This window comes from Nanhaiella sioensis (assembly GCF_046557775.1).
Lineage (GTDB): Bacteria > Bacillota > Bacilli > Bacillales > SM2101 > Nanhaiella > Nanhaiella sioensis.
This window is the reverse complement of record NZ_JBKAEG010000002.1, coordinates 121,222-143,118: the sequence shown is the minus strand read 5'-3', so window position 1 is coordinate 143,118 and position 21,897 is coordinate 121,222. Positions and strand designations below refer to the sequence as shown.

Annotated in this window: 23 protein-coding genes; 17 read left to right on the top strand and 6 right to left on the bottom strand. The window is 31.0% G+C overall.

All coding sequences use genetic code 11. The annotated features are described in order from the left end of the window. Window positions 1-5 precede the first annotated feature (5 nt). The gene (locus V1503_RS24025; protein WP_410629697.1) at window positions 6-953 is read left to right on the top strand and encodes a helix-turn-helix domain-containing protein; all 948 of its coding nucleotides are present in this window, start codon (window positions 6-8) and stop codon (window positions 951-953) included. Between the two features lie 776 nt (window positions 954-1,729). On the opposite strand, the gene V1503_RS24020 is transcribed toward V1503_RS24025, so the two are convergent. Then, window positions 1,730-2,854 (bottom strand): hypothetical protein, encoded by a 1,125-nt coding sequence (locus V1503_RS24020; protein ID WP_410629695.1) that lies wholly within the window; start codon window positions 2,852-2,854, stop codon window positions 1,730-1,732. A 91-nt stretch (window positions 2,855-2,945) separates the two neighbouring features. After that, on the bottom strand, window positions 2,946-3,644 hold the full coding sequence (locus V1503_RS24015; RefSeq protein WP_410629950.1) for a hypothetical protein: 699 nt from the start codon (window positions 3,642-3,644) through the stop codon (window positions 2,946-2,948). Between the two features lie 166 nt (window positions 3,645-3,810). Here V1503_RS24015 and V1503_RS24010 point away from each other — a divergent pair, with 166 nt between their 5' ends. Both V1503_RS24010 and V1503_RS24005 read left to right on the top strand, forming a co-directional pair. After that, window positions 3,811-4,344: an RNA polymerase sigma factor gene (locus tag V1503_RS24010; RefSeq protein WP_410629693.1), complete on the top strand. Its 534-nt coding sequence runs from the start codon at window positions 3,811-3,813 to the stop codon at window positions 4,342-4,344. Further along, window positions 4,328-4,903 (top strand): hypothetical protein, encoded by a 576-nt coding sequence (locus V1503_RS24005; RefSeq protein ID WP_410629691.1) that lies wholly within the window; start codon window positions 4,328-4,330, stop codon window positions 4,901-4,903. Before V1503_RS24010 ends, V1503_RS24005 begins: the two co-directional genes overlap by 17 nt. Window positions 4,904-5,446: 543 nt before the next feature. Here V1503_RS24005 and V1503_RS24000 read toward each other — a convergent pair. The 3 genes from V1503_RS24000 to V1503_RS23990 form a co-directional block, all read right to left on the bottom strand. Then, window positions 5,447-5,716, bottom strand: a complete 270-nt coding sequence (locus V1503_RS24000; RefSeq protein WP_410629689.1) for a YolD-like family protein — start codon at window positions 5,714-5,716, stop codon at window positions 5,447-5,449. Between the two features lie 433 nt (window positions 5,717-6,149). Next, window positions 6,150-7,238 carry a hypothetical protein gene (locus tag V1503_RS23995; protein WP_410629687.1) on the bottom strand — a complete coding sequence of 363 codons (1,089 nt, stop codon included), beginning with the start codon at window positions 7,236-7,238 and terminating at the stop codon, window positions 6,150-6,152. Between the two features lie 684 nt (window positions 7,239-7,922). Further along, window positions 7,923-8,678, bottom strand: coding sequence for a hypothetical protein (locus tag V1503_RS23990; protein WP_410629685.1), 756 nt, complete (start codon window positions 8,676-8,678; stop codon window positions 7,923-7,925). A 150-nt stretch (window positions 8,679-8,828) separates the two neighbouring features. On the opposite strand from V1503_RS23990, the gene V1503_RS23985 reads away from it, so the two are divergent. The 8 genes from V1503_RS23985 (at window position 8,829) to V1503_RS23950 (ending at window position 14,604) form a co-directional block, all read left to right on the top strand. Continuing rightward, window positions 8,829-9,239 carry a hypothetical protein gene (locus tag V1503_RS23985; RefSeq protein ID WP_410629683.1) on the top strand — a complete coding sequence of 137 codons (411 nt, stop codon included), beginning with the start codon at window positions 8,829-8,831 and terminating at the stop codon, window positions 9,237-9,239. A gap of 160 nt (window positions 9,240-9,399) precedes the next feature. Beyond that, entirely contained in the window at window positions 9,400-9,597 is a 198-nt protein-coding gene (locus V1503_RS23980; protein WP_410629681.1) for a hypothetical protein, read from the top strand. Next, window positions 9,590-10,267 carry an alpha/beta fold hydrolase gene (locus V1503_RS23975; RefSeq protein WP_410629679.1) on the top strand — a complete coding sequence of 226 codons (678 nt, stop codon included), beginning with the start codon at window positions 9,590-9,592 and terminating at the stop codon, window positions 10,265-10,267. The genes V1503_RS23980 and V1503_RS23975 overlap by 8 nt, the downstream gene beginning before the upstream one ends. A gap of 442 nt (window positions 10,268-10,709) precedes the next feature. Next, on the top strand, window positions 10,710-11,075 hold the full coding sequence (locus tag V1503_RS23970; protein ID WP_410629678.1) for a hypothetical protein: 366 nt from the start codon (window positions 10,710-10,712) through the stop codon (window positions 11,073-11,075). Between the two features lie 989 nt (window positions 11,076-12,064). Continuing rightward, window positions 12,065-12,469: a cytidine deaminase gene (locus V1503_RS23965; RefSeq protein WP_410629676.1), complete on the top strand. Its 405-nt coding sequence runs from the start codon at window positions 12,065-12,067 to the stop codon at window positions 12,467-12,469. Window positions 12,470-12,725: 256 nt separating this feature from the next. Continuing rightward, window positions 12,726-13,136 (top strand): NUDIX hydrolase, encoded by a 411-nt coding sequence (locus tag V1503_RS23960; RefSeq protein WP_410629675.1) that lies wholly within the window; start codon window positions 12,726-12,728, stop codon window positions 13,134-13,136. A 377-nt stretch (window positions 13,137-13,513) separates the two neighbouring features. After that, window positions 13,514-14,062 carry a reverse transcriptase domain-containing protein gene (locus tag V1503_RS23955; protein WP_410629673.1) on the top strand — a complete coding sequence of 183 codons (549 nt, stop codon included), beginning with the start codon at window positions 13,514-13,516 and terminating at the stop codon, window positions 14,060-14,062. Between the two features lie 305 nt (window positions 14,063-14,367). Continuing rightward, on the top strand, window positions 14,368-14,604 hold the full coding sequence (locus V1503_RS23950) for a phage holin family protein (RefSeq protein WP_410629671.1): 237 nt from the start codon (window positions 14,368-14,370) through the stop codon (window positions 14,602-14,604). A 350-nt stretch (window positions 14,605-14,954) separates the two neighbouring features. On the opposite strand, the gene V1503_RS23945 is transcribed toward V1503_RS23950, so the two are convergent. After that, window positions 14,955-15,122 (bottom strand): YncE family protein, encoded by a 168-nt coding sequence (locus tag V1503_RS23945; protein ID WP_214484800.1) that lies wholly within the window; start codon window positions 15,120-15,122, stop codon window positions 14,955-14,957. A gap of 330 nt (window positions 15,123-15,452) precedes the next feature. Here V1503_RS23945 and V1503_RS23940 point away from each other — a divergent pair, with 330 nt between their 5' ends. The 6 genes from V1503_RS23940 to V1503_RS23915 all read left to right on the top strand — a co-directional run bounded on the left by V1503_RS23940 (window position 15,453) and on the right by V1503_RS23915 (window position 21,422). Then, window positions 15,453-15,836, top strand: a complete 384-nt coding sequence (locus V1503_RS23940; RefSeq protein ID WP_214484801.1) for a hypothetical protein — start codon at window positions 15,453-15,455, stop codon at window positions 15,834-15,836. Window positions 15,837-16,333: 497 nt separating this feature from the next. Continuing rightward, the gene (locus tag V1503_RS23935) at window positions 16,334-17,506 is read left to right on the top strand and encodes a hypothetical protein (protein ID WP_410629669.1); all 1,173 of its coding nucleotides are present in this window, start codon (window positions 16,334-16,336) and stop codon (window positions 17,504-17,506) included. An 18-nt stretch (window positions 17,507-17,524) separates the two neighbouring features. Further along, on the top strand, window positions 17,525-18,403 hold the full coding sequence (locus V1503_RS23930) for an ATP-binding cassette domain-containing protein (protein ID WP_410629667.1): 879 nt from the start codon (window positions 17,525-17,527) through the stop codon (window positions 18,401-18,403). Beyond that, window positions 18,375-19,085, top strand: a complete 711-nt coding sequence (locus V1503_RS23925) for a hypothetical protein (RefSeq protein ID WP_410629665.1) — start codon at window positions 18,375-18,377, stop codon at window positions 19,083-19,085. Before V1503_RS23930 ends, V1503_RS23925 begins: the two co-directional genes overlap by 29 nt. Before the next feature lie 649 nt (window positions 19,086-19,734). Continuing rightward, window positions 19,735-20,268 (top strand): signal peptidase I, encoded by a 534-nt coding sequence (gene lepB, locus V1503_RS23920; protein WP_214484805.1) that lies wholly within the window; start codon window positions 19,735-19,737, stop codon window positions 20,266-20,268. Window positions 20,269-20,918: 650 nt separating this feature from the next. Then, the gene (locus V1503_RS23915) at window positions 20,919-21,422 is read left to right on the top strand and encodes a hypothetical protein (protein WP_410629664.1); all 504 of its coding nucleotides are present in this window, start codon (window positions 20,919-20,921) and stop codon (window positions 21,420-21,422) included. Window positions 21,423-21,897 lie beyond the last annotated feature (475 nt).

Here is a 21,897-nt window from a genome sequence, read left to right as displayed (position 1 = left end):
AAAAATTGTACTTATCCATTGAAGAACTAGCAACAAAACTAGGAAGAACAAAGCGACAGATCCAGTATGCTATTAAGCAAGGAACAGTAAGACCTGTCAACCTAGATACGTATCGAAGAGACGGGGGATACCGCTTCACATTAGAAGAATTTGAAAGACTCAAAGAGTTGCACACTGATAATAGACTATCACTCAAACAAGCAGCAGAAATGGTCGGTATCACCCCACAGTATTTAAACTCTCTTACTAGACAAGGAATAATCGAAAGTGAACTCGTTCAAATCGGAGAACAACAGGTGCGAAAGTTTGAAGAGGAAGCCTGTATAAAACTAAAAGAAGACCTCGATGCTAGGATACATACTAAAAGAAGTGCTAATTATGGTAAGAAACTACAAGCATATAAAAACAATGTACGTTTATTTGAGAAATTTGTCTATCAAGGAGAATTAGTACGAGTTGTTGACACCGCTCCGATTAAATTATTAAAAGAAGATGGCCAAATCTTAAGTGTTAAAGATATTGATTTACAACAGCCGAAATGGAACGATGTACCTTACATTCGTAAAAGAGGCTTTATTGAATTTATTGTGCCTATACCAAGGCATATGGAACATCAAACATATACAACCTTATATCATATGCTCGAACAAGTAGGGGAGAAAAACCTTCAGATATACGAAAGAAAAGCGGGAGACTATATGATTCGTTGTCGCCAAATGGAATTTACCGGTACTGAAAACGACTTTCTTCTATTAAATATGTACTTACAAAGCGGGAGCATTGAATACCAGGAAGGTATCATTAGTTTACGAACTGGTATTGTTTCTAAGACGTTTTATTTTCCAGAAGAAATGCTTAGTGCGTTAGAAGACCAGTCTAAAAAAAGAGGGAAGAACCTTCAGGAATTCGTAATCGATCTATTAAAAAACGAACTGAATAATCGAAAATTATAATCATATTTTTAAGATGATTACCTTGCTAACATTTTCTAAAAACGCTTCACTTCTTTTTGAGTAGTGTGATAGAATTAAGGTTAATAGCATACGGAAATGTAGCGGAAGACGCAAAATCCTTATAGGGGCTTTGTGTCTTTTTTTCTACCAAATGACATAAGGAGAAAGGAAAGATAATAATGTTTAAATCCCTAGCATTATATAACGTATACCAACCGATAATTGACTTAAAACACACCGTATAATAGGATATGAAGCTTTGCTACGAGGTAGAAAGCCCCTGAAGAACTTATAACAAAAGCTGTTATGAACGGAAAGATGTTTAACCTGGACCAATGGAGTATAGGATTTACAAGCAGCCTACCAAAACGCATATGACCGAAACATTTTAAAAAGCAATGAATGGGTAGAAAAAACTAAAAAGAAAGAAATTACTCTAGATGAAGCAATATTTTTAAATACTGTTATTGTTGATCGAGCGTTGAAATAACGTATACAAAAAATAACAGTTGCATAATATAAAGGACACCACGATTGACTATCACGAACTCCCTAGCCTACACTAAAAGGTTAGGGAGTACATATTTTATAAATCGGATGGGAATTTCCAATTTTATTGAGACTGGGACAAAACCCAATTAAAATGAAGAAACCGCACGAAATCAAATTTATAAACCTTGATTTCATGCGGTTTTATTTTTGCGTATTGTATAAAAATCAGTTAGGTTTCAACTTATGTCCCAGCCATTATGTTTGGCTAATCTAAAATTCATTTCTTATTTTAAATTAAACTTCTCATGATTCCAATATAAACCAAATGTTTCGTTACCTTCACTTTCTACTTCTACTATAAAAACTCTTTCATCTTTCAATAAATCTTTTAAATACTTTCCTGTACCTATTCCCTTCATCTCGACAATACCACTAAAATCGTAAGACTCATTTTCTTTAATCTGATTTAAAACGTCATCTTCAATTTTATTTGTTCCAATAGTTACTTTATCATCGTTTTGATCTATTGCTCTGGCATTTAATTGAGTAATTTCTATATCATAACTATCACTTAAGTCATAGAAATCCTCTATACTAATAGGTTGATCAAGAGTAATAACAAAAGAATACTCTTCATTATTTTTTAGTTCTTTTATCAAACCATGGGATTTAGTTTTGTATTTGCCTAAACTATCTTTAGAGTTAATTTCAGGGTATTCGGAATCTTGTTTTTTTAGTGATGAAAAATTCATAATGCTTTCGCTATTGTTAACAGCGTTAAAATCAACTCTACTGTTGTTTTTGGCAGGAGATAAGACACTGACTTTATTTGTACTCATCTGACTCCACTTAACCCCACCTAAATATTTTGATGTGCCTGCAACGGTGTTGTAATCCCCTCCGGGGAAAAACGGAGCAACACTAACAGAAGCATAGGATATTAATGCGGGATCATTTATTTCAGAATAGGCTATCCAACCAGTATCAACATAATAAGATTTATTTGCTTCAACATCCCATTGTGATTTTACAATAACCTCCAGCTCATCGTCAAAACCATCATCATTATCATCTTCATAATCATATTTTGGGTCTGGTAAATTAGTAGTAATAAAATTACCATCAAAAGCACCTTTAGAATCATCCCGTACATCAAATGTAGGATAATAACTGATATTTGCATGTATTAGATTAGCTTGACTTGTATTAAACTTAAAGTTTAAATCAGCATCAATCGTTGGAATCGTTGTGCTGCTTATATCTTTTGAAACAGAAAATGACCCTGTATATGGAAACCAATAGTCATTATTATTACTATTTGACCAAGCAAATGCAGAAGTTGAGAAAAGTGTAAGACCTAAAAAAGTAGATATCGCAATCTTAAAACTGGAATTTTTTTTCGATTTCATATAAATTTCCACCTTTCAAATAAATATTAAAGTATTTTGGACATCTAGACATTGATAATTTTAATCCCTTTTTAATAGATAGCTATAGGTGTTAGCGCAAACTAGCACTTAAAGGTACTTGTGAGGATACGTTGAAATCATCACCATAGGATGAATATCTACTGAATTCTGAAGAAATTGAACTATCCCATTTTTTATAAATAGAGCCTGATGCATTTGCTCTTAGTTGGACATTAGAGAAACTAGCTTCGCTGAAAGAATTACTCCCATCATCTTCAACGCCCATCACCATCTTCACTTGTTCATATTGAGCTAAACCATCATAAATAGGACGTTCTTCGTATCTTACACCATCCTCATTCACATATACCTCACCATTCACATACATAGTAATAGTATCGTCTCCATTGTTAACCAATTTCAAATTCACTGTATCTCCATCTTCAATAGATGAATCATATGAAGAAATCCAATATTCATCTTGTTCTCCAGATTCTTTCCAACCCGTGTTAAGGAAGACTTTATACCCAATTGGAGTTCTTGAAATTCCTGCCTCAACCTTAGCTGCACCTATACCTAAATACCAGTTAACATAACCTGTATTGACATCAACATTACTAGAAAGCTTGATGTCAGCCGTAATTCCTGTATAACTTTTGTTATTGGTAATGACTTTTACAGCACCTTGTGATGCTGCAAAACTTGTCCCAGAAAACATTGTCATTACCATTAACAGCAAACCTACAAAAATTAAGAGTGTTTTCTTTCCTGATCTTACTACTGATTGAATCATATTTACCCCTCCTAAATTTTTTTAATACATATGTAAGACGAATAAAATCATTTTTTGTCGCACTTTTCCGAAAAAAAAGATAGAATAAATGTAGATATTGAAAAACAGACCATATATTACCACTGATATTATAGTTTTTAGTGGAAAAGAAGGTGGCGATACAATGTTTGTAGAAGATAAAACTAATGAAGTTCTTCATTTATACGATGTTTATAGTAATCGAGTTTTAAAGTTTATTTATATGATCACTAATGATTATCATAAAGCTGAAGACTTGACACATGATACGTTTCTTAAAGTAAGTAACTCATTGCACAAAATTAATAATAAGGAAAAAATAGAAACGTGGATTTTTCAAGTTGCGCATAACACAACCATCGATTATATAAGGAGAAACAAATTTAATATCCTTGAACATCTTAAATTACATGTACGTGAAAAAGAGGTTACCCCTTCAACAGAAAGCATTATGATCATTAATGAAAATTTTAAAGAATTGTATAATGCTCTACGCAAACTAAAACCCACTTACCGCGAAGTTATTGTTCTTAGAAAAATAGAAGAATTATCCATAAAAGAAACTGGTGAAATTTTAGGATGGTCTGACAGCAAGGTTAAGTCAACCTTATCTAGAGCACTGAAGGCATTGCATAAAGAATTAACGGAAGGAGGGTTTGTATATGAGAAATTATCCTAAACAATATCAGTTTAATCAGTTTAAAAATCTGGATAAAAACATACATTGGGATTCACAAAAACAATTAGAGTTAAGACAAAAAATAGAGAAGACTATTAATAAAGAAAGCAAAAAGGACAAACTAATATTTAAACTACTCCCTATGGCTGGAGTGGCTACTGCACTTTGTATTGTCGGTATATTGTTAGCCTCACAGTTTGAAGAAAACTTAAAGAATTCAGGAAGTGCGTCTGCTCCTGTGGAGGAAATGGCTGAAGCTGTATTTAGTACGGAAGAAACACTTAATGGCAGCTCGGCTTTACATTACGTAAATATAGATGTCACTGTAGGATCAGAATGCAATTTTTATTTAAATAATCTACATGGTAGTTACAACTATAAATATAAAGTTTATGCTCCTGATGGAAGGTTGGTTGGAGAATCTATAACTGCAGATACTCAAGAGAGGTTATTTGCAGCTGATCTAAGTAAATATGGTTCAGGTCTATATAAAATAAAGGTTTATACTCAAGCAGGTAATATTGGAGGGAAATATCAATTACGAGTAAGAAACTATTAGATGAGATGAAAATCGTTTGTAATAAATTCTTGGGGTGAGTTAGGGTTAACTTGTACTAGTTTATTAGATCAGTTAATTCAACCAATGATTAGTGAGACGATTAGTTCCATTTCTTCAGAATGAAAAAGTGGAACTTTTCTACAATTATATAATTCTCTAATAGAAGGTTGGAGTTATTTGTTAATTAACAGCCCCCACTTAAATCTAAATTAGCGTGAATCAAGGTGGGGGTGAGGGGGACATTTTCTTACTTTGGTCTATTTCCATTCATTCAATTCAGGTGATGAACTACATCTAACTTGTTACAGGAATATGCCGTTATCCTAGACCTAATAATAGTTAGAAAACAATACATTATTACAAGTGAAAAAGTGGAAAAAGGAATTGAAAAATGTAGATAACATTAAGTGAAATAATATTTCTTAATCCTATAAACCATAGCTGGTCTTTAAAAAACGAATACAAAAAACAACTCTTGAATAATATAAAATACATCACGAATGACGACCACGAAAAAACAGCCCTGCAGAGCATGTGGAGCTGTTATATTATTTGTATGTTTATAATATCCTCAAATTTAATTCTGTGAACTTCCTCAAATTTATCCATTACTCTGATATGTTTATTGAGCTGATCTACAAAATGAATATATCCCATGCACGGTTTAAACGCACCATCCTCAAAATACGTCATTGTTACTTCTTGTGTAAACTCCATAGTTTCTAGGATTATAGTGTTAATTTCCTCTATTTCATGCTCATCTAATACAAACTTTTGCACCTTATAATAATCAGCCTTAGCTTCTTTCATCATCTTAAACTATTCCTCTGTCCTTCAAACGTATCACTCCTTTACAATAGTATATACGAAAATACGTTCGATTAATTCATTGTATTAGAATATGTAATCGCTTATAATGTAATTAAAGGTGATGCTTGGAATGCGAGGCTTATTAAAAAGAGCGAAATTCACACAAGTATTATTAGATATTATTTATATAGATCAAAAAGGAACAATCACACAAAGAGCCATTAGAATAATAGACAGTATTTAGAATTATATGTATTACAGAATTTTTGATCAAATATACACTCCCTGACCACACCATGTGATTGACAGAGGGTGTATATTTCTGTTATTTGGGAAGGAATCTAGCAAAAAACAAGTTGAGTTTATAGTGAATCTTTTTAATAGGCAGGAAGCACTCCGTTTCCTGCCATGTTGAGTTTACTCATAATAAATTATATTACTCTGTCTCTAAAAGGCAGTATGCCTTAGCTTTCTCAACTCTAGAGGAGCTTGTAGGTGTTACACCAATTGCAACACCTTTTGGTGGGCTTACACTTACCGATACTGATAGTGAATCACTTTTAAAACCATGAGCGTAGACTGTCTCAGTTTTTCCGTCCTCTCCAAACTGTCCTTTATCATACCATCCAGTATAAACTGCCATATTAACAAGTTTAATATATGCGTACCTAGCAGGTGCATACATATAAACTTCATCAATGTTATATGCAATTGAATTTGTATCAGTACCATCAGCATTTTTGTCCAAATCACTTTCATCTTTAGTTTCAGTGAAAGAACCATCTACATTTTCATATGTAGCATCTATAAATCTTTCACTATCATTATTTTGTGGACCTATTGACCATGCTAAGATAGCCACATCAGGATCCCCATCAGAATCATTGGTATCGACTGCACCACCTTGATGATGCTCATCGCCAAAGTTATGCTGTGCAAAAATATAATGCCTTCTGTTTCTTGTTGTTTTGTTTGGGTCTGTAATATTATAACTTATGATACTTGATGTAACATAAGTGTAATACTCAGTGCGATAATCTCCTATTTCCGTTCCTGCTGCATAGATTAATGAACTAGTATCCATATTTTTATCGTCTTTAGAGGGATCTACTATATATATTTTTTCTTTTTTAAGTTTCTTAAAATCTTTTATTTTTAATTTTTCCCCATTCTTATCTACAAATTTTCTTTCTATTGAAATAGAACCTAATTCCCAATCATAACCATTAGAAAGTGCAACAGTTTTTGCTTCTTCAATCTTATCGTGATCTAGTTCAATTTCAATAGTTTTATTAGTTAGGTATTCTTCATTATTTTGTAAATCTTGAGGATTAAACTTTATTTTATTATCTTTTCTGTACTTTTTAATGTCATCTTTTGTAAGGATTATTTGCTCTACGAAAATATCATCATCACTATCTTTATTATTTTTTTCTAGTGCAGTTTGATTCGCATATGAATTTGCCGGGTTGAATGTAATTATTACAGCTAATAGCAAAATTAGTAATTTAATTATTCTCTTCATAATTAACACCTCATGTTTTAGTATATTTGATTGGATACAAAAATCTTTCTATCTGTTGACTTAAACATTTTGATAACCTGAAGTGAAAATAAAGGTAGCTCGCATTTCTAGTTAGCTTATCATTTAAATCTCCTCCTTAAATTAAATTGTACATATAAGACGAATAAGTTCATTTTTGGTCGCAACTTTTTTGAGTAAATTGTAATAATTTTAAATAATGAGTCAATTTCACTATGTTATTGTTTGGGTTGGGTGAAGTGTTTATAGTAGAAAAGGCTGATTAATGGTTATTATATCTGTGTTAAGATTTAAGAAAATTGACTAGGGGGTGATTGGAGCGCTTCATATTTATAATAAGAGGACAAAGTACATAAGCCCCACAAAGTATTTTCCAATCAATAATTTTACACGTATAACATGTAGTCCATTTAAAAAGTATATTATTTTATTTAATCACTACAGAAACTATATTATTTGTATACATATATTAGAAAAATAGTTTTGAGGATTTTACATTAATAGAACTAAAGGGGGTATCGCCAACATTTCGGAAATTTTGTACGCTAAGCCTATTTTTATCATAAAAAAACCGATACCTGTACGCTAACGCTAAGGGATCGACTTTTTATGATACTTATTCCACTAATGTACCGTGATTGAAAAAGACTTCTACTGCTTTTAGCTTTAAGATTCTATGAGTGAAGGAAACCCAGCCCTAGACCATAACCATAATGGGGTATGTACATCTATTGGTGCTAATCCTGTGCCTTTAAGTGCCACTTCCCAAGCATTTGACACTAGTTTTCTATCAGTATAATTACCAGTTAATACTTCTTCCGAACATAATCCTAATTTAACAGTAGCTTTTAATATGTGAGTATCTGGTGCAATTGTAATAAGTTCACGAGAACTCCAAGAAACACCTGTATAATTCTCCAAAACATAAAGCCAGTAGTTGAAAATTTTAGGACCGGATAGATAAGGGAAATCAGATTTACGAGTTTTCTGCATGAGCTCTTTCAGAGGAAGGATATCAAATCCCACAGATTCTATAAGACCTTGTACATTACCTTTTTCTGAAGAGTTTACAATTCCCTTTGCTACACGTTGCCAAATCTCTGGATGCCGATTAGGTTGTAATCCTACACGATGAAAAAGCAATGCCTCTCGTAAATCATCTATGTTACTATTAGCAACAACTCGTAGATTAAAAATCCATTTTGTTTCATCATTTTGATATGCTTTTACTACAGATTCCCACAGTTTATAAGAATTCCTTTGATAATTTAAAGCCATAGCTAATGTTAAAACATCTTGTAATTCCTCTTCTACTACAACATCAACTAAAACGTCTTCAGGCATTAATTCTCCACCAAGGAAACCTTTAGAGTGCATTTTCACCAATGTTTTTACATCTTTCAAAAACTTTCCTTCTATCATTTAACTTCCCCCATAATTGGTAACAAAAAGATTAAAATACATATTTAAATTATTAATTTAAATATATATGATTCTCCATAGTCTTTTTTCTATCCTAACATATATATACCCAATTTAGTTTCTATAAAAGGAACCATACTAAGGGGAGATGTGGTAGCTTATGCTTGGTTTGATGATTTGACATATAATGTTGGAAAAGACTATGTGTATGTATCCTATGAGGATGAGGGAGAGTTTAGTCTGTCTGACAAAACCTTAAGAGAAATGTGGTTTACTTATAATGCAACTTCTGAATCGGGAGTACGCTATGACCATGAAAAGGCAATTGTGATTTACGGCTTTCATAGCAATCTACTAAATTTAACTTATACATGGATTTTAGATGCAGCGTTAAAAGGAGAAGGAGCAAAAGTAGATTATGGCTATATGACAGCTGAAACATTTACAGAAAATCACTTACTTGAATTTACACTGAAAGACGTTCCAGGGTATTTCAATACAAATGCTGGTCATGTGTACGGCTATCCGAAAGTAGAAGTTGATCCCAAGTCAATAGATTAGAGATCTTAAACAATCTGGCGCCTTTCTTGAGGAGAGGCTTTTTTTCTTTGTAAAATAAATGGTTGTCTATACTAATTTAATTTGAAATAATTGGTATTAAGTTGTTGAAACACATTTAATTAAACTAGTTCTGACGTAGTTTAAAAAATTGGGGGCTATTATGAGGAGTAATACAATTTATAAAAGTGAAGAAGGTAAACAATACATTCAAAAGCATTATGAAAATTATTTACATACACTGAAATTTAATGTAAAACGAATGTATATAGACACTAGTTTTGGTAAAACCCACATTCTCGTATCAGGTCCAGCTGAAGGAAAGCCCCTGTTTATCTTTCAAGGAGGTAACTGTGTTTAATCCTATGACAATACAATTAACAAGCAAGTACAGAGTATATGCTCCAGATACAATAGGTCATCCAGGATATAGTGATGAAAATAGAATTTCTGCAAAGGATAACAGTTTTGCTCTTTGGATAAAAGAAATGATGGATTACTTAAATATAGAGAGTAGTGCATTTATAGGTCCATCATATGGAGCAGGTATTATATTGAGGTTAGCCACATTTATGCCGGAAAAAATAGATTGCTCTATCTTAGTTTCACCGGCAGGAATACAGCTAGGTTCTAAACTTAGTATGATTAAGGATATCTTAATTCCGTTAATTTTATTTAATGTGACATCATCTGATAAGTATCTTAATAAAATCACAAAAATTATGTCTTCCGATTCTATGAAGGAACTTGACAAAAAAATAATAGGTGATGTTTTTAAGTATGTAAAGCTTGAACAAGAAATGCCAAAATTAACTGAGAAAAATGAACTACTAAAATACAGTTCTCCTACATTAACTATAGTAGGGAAAAAGGACATTTTCTTTCCCGAAAGTAGATTAGAAGAGGTAACTAAAGAAATCATCCCCAACTTAATATCATTCAAAACATTTGATATGGGGCATTTTCCTTCTGAAGACTATTTGGACAAATTAAACAATGAGATAATTGAATTTCTTAAATCTTATTACTAAAGGTTAGGGAATTAGTGACAAGATATGATTTGAGACAACTCATTGGATTATTCCACAATATGGCGCAAGAATGTAGTTAAGGCTATCCCTACTACCTTATGAGTAATACCTATTAAAAAGGTCAACCAGAAATGTTACTGGCTGACCTCATAATACGAAATGGCGCAAGAATAAGTAAAGGCGATCCTGAGTACCTTAAGGATAAGTCTATTAAGAATGAGCACCAGGTAATTTGCGAATCTTATAATACGATTTGGCGCTATTATATAATAAAATTTCCCAACGAAGTCTCTGTAAATTAAAATAAAATGACAATTTTAAGTCTAAGTGTCAGTAGTCTAAGAGAATAAGAGTACTTAAATTGTCGATTGGATTATTCTTAATAGTGTATAATCATACAAAGAAGAGGAATTTACATGCTTGTTCGAAGGGAGGCGGGAGTATGAAAATAAATTTTACTGGGATATCAATTATTATTCTAGCAATATCTATCTTAGTCAGTTCATTATTTATCTCCAATTCTTTATCAGACATGGCAAAATCTAATTCAGTTAGTTCAGTCAATTCAGTAAGTGAAAACAGTAAGATAGAAATGAGATTATATAGTAAATCAGAAATAGCTGAGTATATGGGGATTACCATAAGTGAATTTGATGGAATAGATTTAAATCAAGTTCTTTTAGGCAGTGGGATTCCATTCATACGTACAGATGATGATAATTACTATACTATTCTTGGGATTCAAGAGTGGTTGTCAAACAATGATACATATTCAACCTATGACAATAAGGATTTTATTAATAATTGAAAAAGATAAAGGAGCATGTGGGAGTTTTATATGCTCTTTTTATATGGGAGATTCAGGTGATTAAAATAATCATGAATAATAGTGAGAATAACATTATCAGAGCCCTCAAGAGTAATATTAGGGATATAGTTATTTGTGAATCCAATAAAATATCCATTTTTATTAAATTATTTAAACTCTTATTAAAACCCATCATACCTATTCTCATTTTCTGTTTTTTTAACACCATTGAACATTTATGATTATCAAATTAATTTATTTTTGTACACACTAAAGAGTGAAGAAGACATAGTATAAAGTGTATTTACTATGTTTAATACTGAATGCTTATTTACTTTGCTCACCTTTTTGAAAGGTAGTGACGTTTATGCATCTACAACTATTGCCAATAGTTACTAGCGATGCACCAGTTCCATTATCCAAAATTGATAGACGATACATATGACAGCCGAGTGGTGGGTGATCACAAACTGTATTGTTTGGGGTTAATGTGTAAGACTGATTATCCCTTTCATCAGATACATTATAAATACACTATGTTGTAGTAACCCCAACAGTAATTCTTCGGTAAGGTACTGTTATTTAAATAACAGAGCAGTCTAATTTCAAAATTATGATCTTCAGCAATATGGCGCAAGAATATAGTTAAGGCGATCCTGAGTACCTTAAGGATAAGTCTATTAAGAATGGACTAATTTGCGAATCTTATAATACGATATGGCGCATTTCTCTAAGAGATGCACCTGTATTTATGATTTGGGCAAGATTGTGGAAGACTTGAAATCGAGATAATAACTTAAAAGAACTGAATCAGAGGCAAAAATCTCTGTAATAGAAAAGCCCCTTTCTTTATGAATGGGTGTTATGGAATAAAAAACCTTGTGGAATATAGATAATTTTGAAATAATTAGTAGGGATTTTTCAGGTTAATAGAACAGTGGTTCTCAAAAAAGTAGTATTATTTTTAATGATGAAATAGGGGGATAAAATTGGGTATCGAAGAGAGGATTTATCAGTCAGCGATTGAGTTAATAGAAAAAAGGTATCCTTCTGGTTGGGGAGGAGCTGCGGCGATGTACACTGAAGATGGTCAAATCTTAACCAGTGTTTCACCAGAAGTTATCAATGCTTCAACAGAATTGTGTATTGAAACTGGTGCAATTCTTGAAGCACATAAATTAAATGCAAAGGTCACACACACTATTTGTGTTGTGCGAGAAGATGAAGATGCCGAATTTAAAATTTTAACTCCTTGTGGTATCTGCCAAGAAAGATTATTTTACTGGGGAGAAAATGTAAAGGCAGCTATAACCAATCCGAATGGAAAACTGGAATATAAAATGTTGAAGGAAATACAACCATACCATTGGTATAAAGTCTATGAAGATAACTAAAATGTAGAGTTTGTGAAGTATTGTACTTAAGGTAAAGGGGGCTTAAATCGAAGAATATATTACAAGTTATCTCGAATTCAAGCTTTCGACTATCGGCCGCATTTCAGGAATAAGAATTGTGTCTATTTTATATTTTTTGATTGTCTAAACTAGCTGTCTTTGAAATAATTAGTTAAGCAAACGGGGCAAGAAAATTACAGAATATTCTGTTATATGGGAATTAATCCTGAAATAAATAGATAGGAGTGTGTAATAAATGAATAGAGTAAATGTAGCATATGCTTTTATTTATAAGAAGGATGAGAACAAAATCCTTATGGTTAATAATAAGGGTGGAGGTTGGTCTCTTCCTGGTGGTGCAGTGGAACAAGGGGAAACTTTAGAACAAGCAGTTGTTCGAGAGGTTAAGGAAGAAACAAGTTTAACAATTGAAGTTGCTGAGGTTATAGCTGTCAATGAAGCTTTTTTTAAAGAAAAGGGACATCACGCTTTATTTATAACATTTAAAGCAAAAATCATCGAGGGAGAAATTTCAATTATAGATAGAGACGAAATTTCAGAAATTGAGTGGGTAGACGTACAAAGGGCTAATGAATTAATGCCTTATCATCCTTATGGAGTGGATAGCTTACTAAAAGCCTCTTCTCCTTATACATTTCAAGGTTAATAAATCCTCCGGTTCTTCAACTATACCAGCTAATATAAGTCAATACTTTTTAAGAAATTATAATAGGTTTAAGATGATGTGACTTTTAAGCAAAGATGTACCGTTTATAAGAAAGATGTACTGTTTTGAAAAAAGTTATACCGTTTTAAAAAAAGGTAAACCTATTTACCCCTTTGGATATGCATTTTCAAAGGGTGTTTTTATGTTAAAAATAACATGTTGGTATTTAACTATTGGGCCATATCGTGGAAGATCAACTTTCGTATAAACAGGTACAATTTAACCTCTTCTTTTATAAATTTTATATTTACTTCAAAGAAGCTCTTTCAGCACAATTAGGTTGATGATTTTTCGACACAGTCCACCAAGATAAGCTCATGCGAATTATATCTAACACAATAGACGATGAAGATGTTATCTCACTAATAAGAAAATACTTAGTTAGTGGGGTTATGGTGAATGGTAGATGTGAAGAAACACCAGTCGGGACTCCGCAAGGAGGCAATCTAAGTCCTCTTTTAAGTAACATTATGTTGAACGAACTAGATAAGGAACTAGAAAATAGAGGATTACGATTCGTGAGGTACGCTGATGACAATCTTATCTTTGTGAAGAGCGAGAAAGCAGCTAATCGAGTAATGAAATCAATCGTGGGATTTATAGAAGAGAAACTAGGGTTGATAGTCAATGCCGAAAAGAGTAAAATATCTCGCCCAAAAGAACTGAAATTCTTAGGATTTGGGTACTATTACAAAACTAAAAACAAGAGATATCACGTAAAACCTCACACAAATTCAGTTCAGAAATTCCAAAGGAAACTGAGAAAACTGACAAAGCGAAATTGGAGTATCCAGTTAGACTACCGAACTGAGAAACTGAAACTAGTCATAGTAGGATGGGTGAGCTCTTTAGAATCGCAAATATGAAAGTAGTTTTGAAACGAATCGATGAGAAGCTACTCTCAAGAATAAGGGTAATCATCTGGAAGCAATGGAAGATACCCAGGAAATTAACTTTCTGTCGTAAAGGATACCGTTATATAGGATTATCGAAAGTTGTTCAAAGAGCAATCTCAAATAAAAGGTTAAAGCAGAGGGGAGTACCATCTGCTTTAGAACATTATCTGAAAGTAAAATGAAACGCCGTATACAAGATCCGTACGTACGGTGTTGTGAGAGGGGCGAAAATAATGTCCTTATTTTCCCTCTACTCGTTTGGAAAGGGGAAAAATATGAAACAAAATACAGATACTTTATATACATTCGTCACTGGTGGAGCTTTTGCAAGTCTCGCTTTTTTAATGGGAATAGTAATTAATTTTCTAAAGACTGTAGCTTTATTGATGATAGTAGATTATTGGATTGGAACTGCAGCAAGCGTTGGAGATAAGACTACATCTTCAAAATCGGCTTTTAAAGGACTACTAAAAAAAGCAAGTATGCTGTCATTAATCTTCGCGGGTATTTAAGTAGAAATTATAACTGGTAATGAATCAAGCTTTATGAGAAATGCCATATTGATGTTCTTAATCGGTACTGAAGGATAATAGAAAATTTATCAAAGCTCGGTGTGCCTTTCTCTGCATGCTTTATAGCTGTATTCGAACAAATGAGAGATAAAAGCAACGGAGGTGATAAATAGTTGCAAAACACTTAATTGTCGATATATGACATCACCAACCATCATTTTCTAGTTCACATAATAGTGGTTATAAGAAGTCTCTTATTCAATTCGATTAGTCAGGGGTGATTGTTATATCCCTCGTATCGACTCCAAAAGTCACGTCGCTATCACACTATGTGTTTTATTCTATCTGTGTTAGTTACCTTCACTGATATATACATAATTTCCATAAGAGTTAATTGCCATTCCAACTGGAAAATCTACACAGGTTGGTAATGAAACAGTATCAATGATATTTTGTGTTTTTGTATCAATGACTGTTACATCGTTACTTGAATCATTTGCAACATAAGCTAATCTCATCGGGAGAAATAGCAATTACTAGATCGAATACATTATTTAGGCATCCCCAAACCACAGTAGCTTTTGATTCTACTTTAATGCAGTAGATCTATCTCTAATAAAATATAAATATATGAACATCACACACCATAAATTTGCATATATTTATATTTTTTACATTAATCAACAAATTTTTACAATAAAATCATTGACCAAAAAAGGGAAAAATAGTAAACTAGTTTTGTGGTAATTAATAGGTAATTTATTCAATTAATATAGGTATACATATATTAATTTTTAAAATTATACTATTGTTACAGAAAAAACATCTAATTTAAGGGAGTGGTTTGAATGTCATTGAAGAAAAATTTACTAGCTTTAGGTATATCTGGATTAATACTATCTACCTCTGTTTCTGCAGGTGCTGCAACTTTTATACCTACCCAGAGCCTTACTGGTACAAGCGCAGATTCAGGTGACTATAGTTTAGGTTCTGGAACAAGATACCTAAAAGGTACAGCTACAAAAGGATCAGGTGATGCACATGCCATGAAAATAGTTAAATGGTTTCCAGATAGTTCAGTAGCAACTTTAACAAACCTGACAAATCCAAATTCAGCGACTTCTTCTTTTACTGCCGTATCGACAAATAGTGCTGGTGACGGGCAGTCTTACTATGTTCGTTGGTTGGGTGATACTTCAACAGCTAGTGCAGATCTGCATGTTACCGACTGATACTAGTATAATCAGAAAATAATAGAGTTAGGTTTTTTAATTAACACTATTAGAGACTTTCTTTCTCTAGTAGTGTTAGCTATTTTATAATGAATCTAGAAAGGAGTTAGTAATAGCTTTTATAAGCACTTACTTCACACATTATTATGCTAAAATCATCTGTATATTATTTAAAAGTGTTAATCAAAAATCCGCTATTCACCTTTTCAATTATATTCTTATTTTTTTTATTATTATTTACAAAGAACACACTAGACATTTCAATATTTAACTTTGTGAAATTTTTTTATTACGGTTTTATCATCATTAATCTATTTTTCTTAATTGCTCCAACGATTACAATGAACAAAAATTCAGAAATACATAATTTCCTTGAAAGAAATATTATAAAAAAACAATCAATTGTACTATTAGCGTCTACTTTTTTAAGCATTGTCATTTCTATTATTCCAATATTATTTATTATGATCTTCAAGAATAGTTCTATTGACTCTAATATGACTACAGTAGGAATTCTACATTTTTTAATAATATGGATATTAACAAATTTACTTGCAGCTGCAATAGGAACCACTATAGGGAGTATTATTAAAAATGAGTGGTCAGCACTAATTTCTATCTTTATTTATAGTTTTTTTATTTGGCGTTCTTTAACTTTAGACAATAAAGCAATTCAAAAAATGTTAAATATATATGATGACAATCTTAGAGTTATGACTAATAATTTATTAGGATTAGTATTTAATCTTCAATATATATTAGATAAGATATTTATTGTATTACTTATTCTAATGTTTATAATTCTAGTTGGATTATTTCATAATACCAAAAGACGGTTCATATATTTATGTCTATCACTAAGCTGTATCATTTCAGTTGTTGTAACTACAAAATATTTAATAAACTCTGAACAAACCTTTACTCTTGAGTACCCAACTGTGAATGATGATTTATATTTAATAACATCTTATAATATGAATATTGATTTTTCTGAAAAAATTAAAAACGACATGTTAATGAATATAAAAATAGAAAATGATATAGATGAAATAGTTTTATTGTTAGATCAAGTATTCAAGATTAAAGAAATAAAGATGAATAATTCACCAATTGATTACTCATTTACTAACAATAAATTAGTAGTACATACTCCTCATAAAAAAGGAGAAAGAGTAACATTAAGTATAAAGTATGAAGGTACAATTTTTGTAAATAATGATCTAGGGGTTCCTAGTTTTTATGTTACAAAAAATGCAATTAACTTACCCGGAAATATTTTTTATTGGTACCCTAAAAATTCAAAGCAAGAAATAAGTGAATTTTCTATTAAAACTAACACTCAAGTATCTTTATTTTCTAATTTAACTGAAATAAGTTCAGACCTTTACCAAGGTAAAACAGGAAGTATATCTTTTTTTGCAGGACAATATAAAAAAGTTAATAAATATGGAGTAGAGTATATTATTCCCATAAGTTATAACTTTGATCGTTTTAATGAACATTTGAATAATATAAGTGAACAATTATCGAGTAAAGAGTATTCTGATGCTGAGATAGCACAAATACAAAATAAAAATTACAATCGTATTATAGTAGGTATCTGGCCAGTTTACTATAAATACTTTCAATTGAATGATGATACACTACTGGTAAATTATTTAGAATTATAGAAAAGGGGAATAACCGAAATGACAAACAAATTGACAGTAGAAAACATATCCTTTTCATATGGAAATAAAAACATATTAAATAATGTATCATTTACATGTGATAATGGCATTTTTGCATTATTAGGCAATAACGGTACCGGTAAAACAACTTTAATAAATCTATTAACAGGATTAAAAAAACCAAAATACGGAAAAATAACCTTAAATGGAATAAATTTAGTAGATACAAAAGAATACCCTATTAATTTAGTTGGATATTTACCTCAGGAATTCAAAATTTACGATAATATTACAGGCTATGATTTTCTGTCATATGTATATGATTCCAAATATTCAAATAATAGAGATAAAAATAAAGAAATAAAAGAGGTAGTAGAAAAATTCAATTTAGGCCCTATAATTAATAAGAAAGTTAAAAGTTATTCCGGTGGATATAAAAGAAGGCTTGGTATTGCCCAAGCAGTACTGGGAAAGCCTAAACTAATCATTATTGATGAACCTACAGTAGGGTTAGATCCTGAACAACGAGTAGAATTTAGGAATTATCTATCAGAAATAAGTGATAATGCAATCACAATTATTTCATCTCATATTATTGAAGATGTAGAGCTATTTAGTAAAAAGCTTTTAATATTGAAAGACAAGCATATAAGTTATAATGGCACAATAGATGAAATATTAGCAGAAAGCATACCAAATATACGTACTATTGAACTCTCGATTAAAGAGTTTTTTGAAATTAAAAATAGTTTCACTATTATCGAACAACAAAGAATTAATTCTGATAAAATCAAAGTACGCTACATTAACACCGAAGGGTTAGACATAGATATAGAAAATAATCGAGAAAAGGAGATATCATTGGAGAATGCTTACATTTATTTTCAAAAAAGATAAAGCTCTAGCAGATCATTACTTTAAAATATATGATACAAATGGTTTGAAAATTAAATTAACCTTCTGTATTATTACCCTAATTCTTATATTTTCCGTATTTAATCCGGTTACTTCAGATTATCTTATCTCTATCAAAAATCAATATAAGCTAATAAGTATTGATAATTTATTTGATTATACTATACCATTATTATCTTCATTTATAATATTTATTGTATTTTATAATGATTATAAAGACAGTGCATATAAATATTTAATGTTTTTGAATAAAAATAAATTTAATTATGTGATGTTGAAGCGCTATCTTATTTATACAATTGTCTTTTGTATTGGAACATTTATTTCAGGAGTTTTTTATTATCGTAATATTTCTTTTCTAGATACTACAAATTTATTGCTAAGTTTAAGATTCATACCTAATATATTATTTCTCTCTTCTTTTTTATTATGCATGACATCATTAACGAAGAACAATTATTTTGGTTTATTAATTACTCTGACTTATTTTAGTGGAGATTTATTATCAGGTGGAAGATTATTTTATATATTTTCTATCGGAGCACATTCAAATAATTACTACTATATTATTTCTCCAGAGTACTATTTTTTAAACAGGATCATTTTGATTTTATTAACTGTTACTTTTATATATCTGTCTTGTAAAAATAGGATTATAAAGTAAGCAAGTTTAAAACCAAAAAAAACATCATCGAAAAACGGTGTGCTATTCAAAATAAAATGCTGTATTGGTTAGTTAAAGTATAAGAATTTACCGTAAGGTGTAAGTTCTTTTATTTTGCAATTAATTATAGATACAGTGTCAGTCCAATGCTTAAGTCAAGGACTAAAAAATTGATTGGTAGGTAAGGAATAAAATTTATTTATGATGATTTGGAAGTAGATCTTTCTATCTAACAAAGTAAACAGCATAGGTGAGTTTTTTTGAATAAATAAGATCTTGATGGAACTTACAACACAGACAGTAAGGAATTACTATACTTTTGAAGTTAGCTCTCTTGAAAACGTTCAAATGAGCAGTCATATTGCTACATCATCATAGGAAGTGAATTATAGAAATTGAATGCAAATATTTAGGATAGTTAAATGAAGTTGTAAAACTGCTAACTAAAAAAATATGATAGATTTAATTGCAGGATAAGCCCCCATTGGAAGCCCTATTGCTTCCCTTCGTACCAAACATACACCTCAGTTATTTCAGTGTTTAGACTATTTTAAAAAATATGTTTCTATTCAGTGTACATCTATCTGCACGTATGAGTGTATAATGCAAGTGACATTTATGTAGTCAATTAATTTAGGGGATGATATAGGTGAAAGTAAGTACTGAAAAAGAAGCTTGGTCCTGGATAAAAACTATTTTGTTGGTATTGGTTATAGTCATCGTTTGCCGACAATACATATTTGAACCAATAAAAGTTGAGGGGGATTCCATGTCTCCTACATTTAAAAATAAAGACAAAGTAATAGTTTCTAAAATAAGTAAACTACAACATTTTGATATGATTGTATTTAACTCTCCAACTTCAAATGAAAATACTTATTATATAAAAAGAATTATTGGTCTTCCAGGAGATACAGTAGAAATAAAAGATGATTTTTTATACATTAACGGGGATATTTTTGAAGAACCATACTTAACAGCACATAACGGTATACATACTAGAGGAAATACACTAACAGAAGATTTAAAAGTAACTGTTCCAAAAGGTATGTTATATGTATTGGGAGATAATCGTAAAAATAGTATAGATAGTAGAAATTTCGGTTTTATTTCAGAAAAGGATTTGGTTGGAGAAGTAAAGTTCCGTTATTCTCCGCTAAATGAAATAGGTTTACCAAAATAATATTGGTATTTTGAACTGTCAACACCTAACTAGACAATTTTCTTAAGGTATTTATTTTTGTACTCAATAGGACTTGCTTAGGTAATTACCAAGATTCTAAGCACCTTCATTGGCATATAATAACTGGAGATCCTATAAAATAGTATGCTTAAAATGTTAAATGGTACTAAGGTTTAGTAAACACAAGCAAAAAAGGGGGTACGAGGTACCCCTTTTTATTGTAGATTTGAAATAAAGTCACGATGTTTATAAAAAAGATGCGAAGCTTTGCCCCTTTGGTTGAAGTTTTTTCAAGACCTAAAATAAAAAAGCAAAAAATTAAAAGGATATGGCTAATATGTGTAGCTTTAAAACCAAGTTTTATTTGTAAAAAAGTTCGATAACTTATAAAAAAGATTGATCAAAAATCCTGTTGAAAGGTTAGCCGGATTTTTTCTTATTCCAGAAAAGGGCCATATTGTGGAATAACAAGTTTTTTTGATTTAGATCTATAATTGATAAAACAGGTGCAATATAGCCTATTCTTCTATTAGTTTTTATTTCTTTAAACAAACAATTTCCGTATAATTAGATTGGTAAAATAATGTATTAATGTTTGATATTATGAAAAGAATCTCAAATCTATATTGCATTCATTAAGGGGGAGTAATGTGAGTAAAAAACAGAAAACCATTTTTATTGTTTCGTTAGTAGTAAACGCACTTTTGATTGTTTGGTTGGTTATTGGATATCAAAAAATGAGTTTAGTCCATAAAGAGTTATTTTACTCAGAAGTGCAACGTAAACTTGTTGAACTTGATGGTTTAATAGAACATCAAAAAAGGAATGATTGGTCTGACCCTAACTTAGTTACAACTCAATTAAGCGATGTTTTAAATGGATTTGATGTAGCAACTAAGATTGGTAAATATTCAGGCTGGCTTTCAAATGGTGAACGACTGACTATGGAGCAACTGGATGTTGCTTTACGACAATACCCTCACGATGAATTGTATGAGTTTAGTGTATTAACACAGAATGACAAAAATGATTTTGAAGATTTACAATCAAAACTTCAAAATGTGGGTTTTGGAATGAATATGAAAATCAGCCGTGATTGGAAAACCTTTATAAATAAGTCAGAGGAACTGCTCCGAAGTGTAAGAAGGAGGTAAATGCTATTAAGACATTAACTATTTTAATAATAGATCAATCAGAAAAAGTATCTGGCTGACCCATAATATGATATGGCGCTCATCTGAAATATAGATAAGCGTCTTATTTATTTTAGAGAGATGCACTGTAATAAGGATTGCCTGAATGATAACAATTCAAAATAATTGGTATTAAATTATAAGGTAGTGATTATTGAACAATTGAAAATTATCCTTTTTTAAAGAGGAGGACATTAAGAACCTTTGGTGCTGGATTTGACATTAACATAGACTATATAGCTAATCATCTTCAGGATGCTATAAATTGGTTATATAACAATTTTATTTTAGAAAACAATGCATAATATTTATTCCATTGTATGGCGCAAATCTGAAACAGATAAGCGTCATTTTTCATTTTGGTGAGATATTCACTAAAAAAGGATTGTCTAAGTATTGAACATTTGAAATAATTAGTTTTAAGTTAAAGGGCAGC

Coding starts and splice junctions, on each gene's coding strand:
- V1503_RS24000 (WP_410629689.1), bottom strand. CDS start 5,716: ATGATGAAAGAAGCTAAGGCTGATTATTATAAGGTGCAAAAGTTTGTA.
- V1503_RS23960 (WP_410629675.1), top strand. CDS start 12,726: ATGAATAGAGTAAATGTAGCATATGCTTTTATTTATAAGAAGGATGAG.
- V1503_RS23955 (WP_410629673.1), top strand. CDS start 13,514: ATGCGAATTATATCTAACACAATAGACGATGAAGATGTTATCTCACTA.
- V1503_RS23995 (WP_410629687.1), bottom strand. CDS start 7,238: ATGAAGAGAATAATTAAATTACTAATTTTGCTATTAGCTGTAATAATT.
- V1503_RS23990 (WP_410629685.1), bottom strand. CDS start 8,678: ATGATAGAAGGAAAGTTTTTGAAAGATGTAAAAACATTGGTGAAAATG.
- V1503_RS23930 (WP_410629667.1), top strand. CDS start 17,525: ATGACAAACAAATTGACAGTAGAAAACATATCCTTTTCATATGGAAAT.
- V1503_RS23950 (WP_410629671.1), top strand. CDS start 14,368: ATGAAACAAAATACAGATACTTTATATACATTCGTCACTGGTGGAGCT.
- V1503_RS23945 (WP_214484800.1), bottom strand. CDS start 15,122: ATGAGATTAGCTTATGTTGCAAATGATTCAAGTAACGATGTAACAGTC.
- V1503_RS23970 (WP_410629678.1), top strand. CDS start 10,710: ATGAAAATAAATTTTACTGGGATATCAATTATTATTCTAGCAATATCT.
- V1503_RS23935 (WP_410629669.1), top strand. CDS start 16,334: ATGACTACAGTAGGAATTCTACATTTTTTAATAATATGGATATTAACA.
- V1503_RS23980 (WP_410629681.1), top strand. CDS start 9,400: ATGAGGAGTAATACAATTTATAAAAGTGAAGAAGGTAAACAATACATT.
- V1503_RS24010 (WP_410629693.1), top strand. CDS start 3,811: ATGTTTGTAGAAGATAAAACTAATGAAGTTCTTCATTTATACGATGTT.
- V1503_RS24005 (WP_410629691.1), top strand. CDS start 4,328: ATGAGAAATTATCCTAAACAATATCAGTTTAATCAGTTTAAAAATCTG.
- V1503_RS23940 (WP_214484801.1), top strand. CDS start 15,453: ATGTCATTGAAGAAAAATTTACTAGCTTTAGGTATATCTGGATTAATA.
- V1503_RS24020 (WP_410629695.1), bottom strand. CDS start 2,854: ATGAAATCGAAAAAAAATTCCAGTTTTAAGATTGCGATATCTACTTTT.
- V1503_RS23925 (WP_410629665.1), top strand. CDS start 18,375: ATGCTTACATTTATTTTCAAAAAAGATAAAGCTCTAGCAGATCATTAC.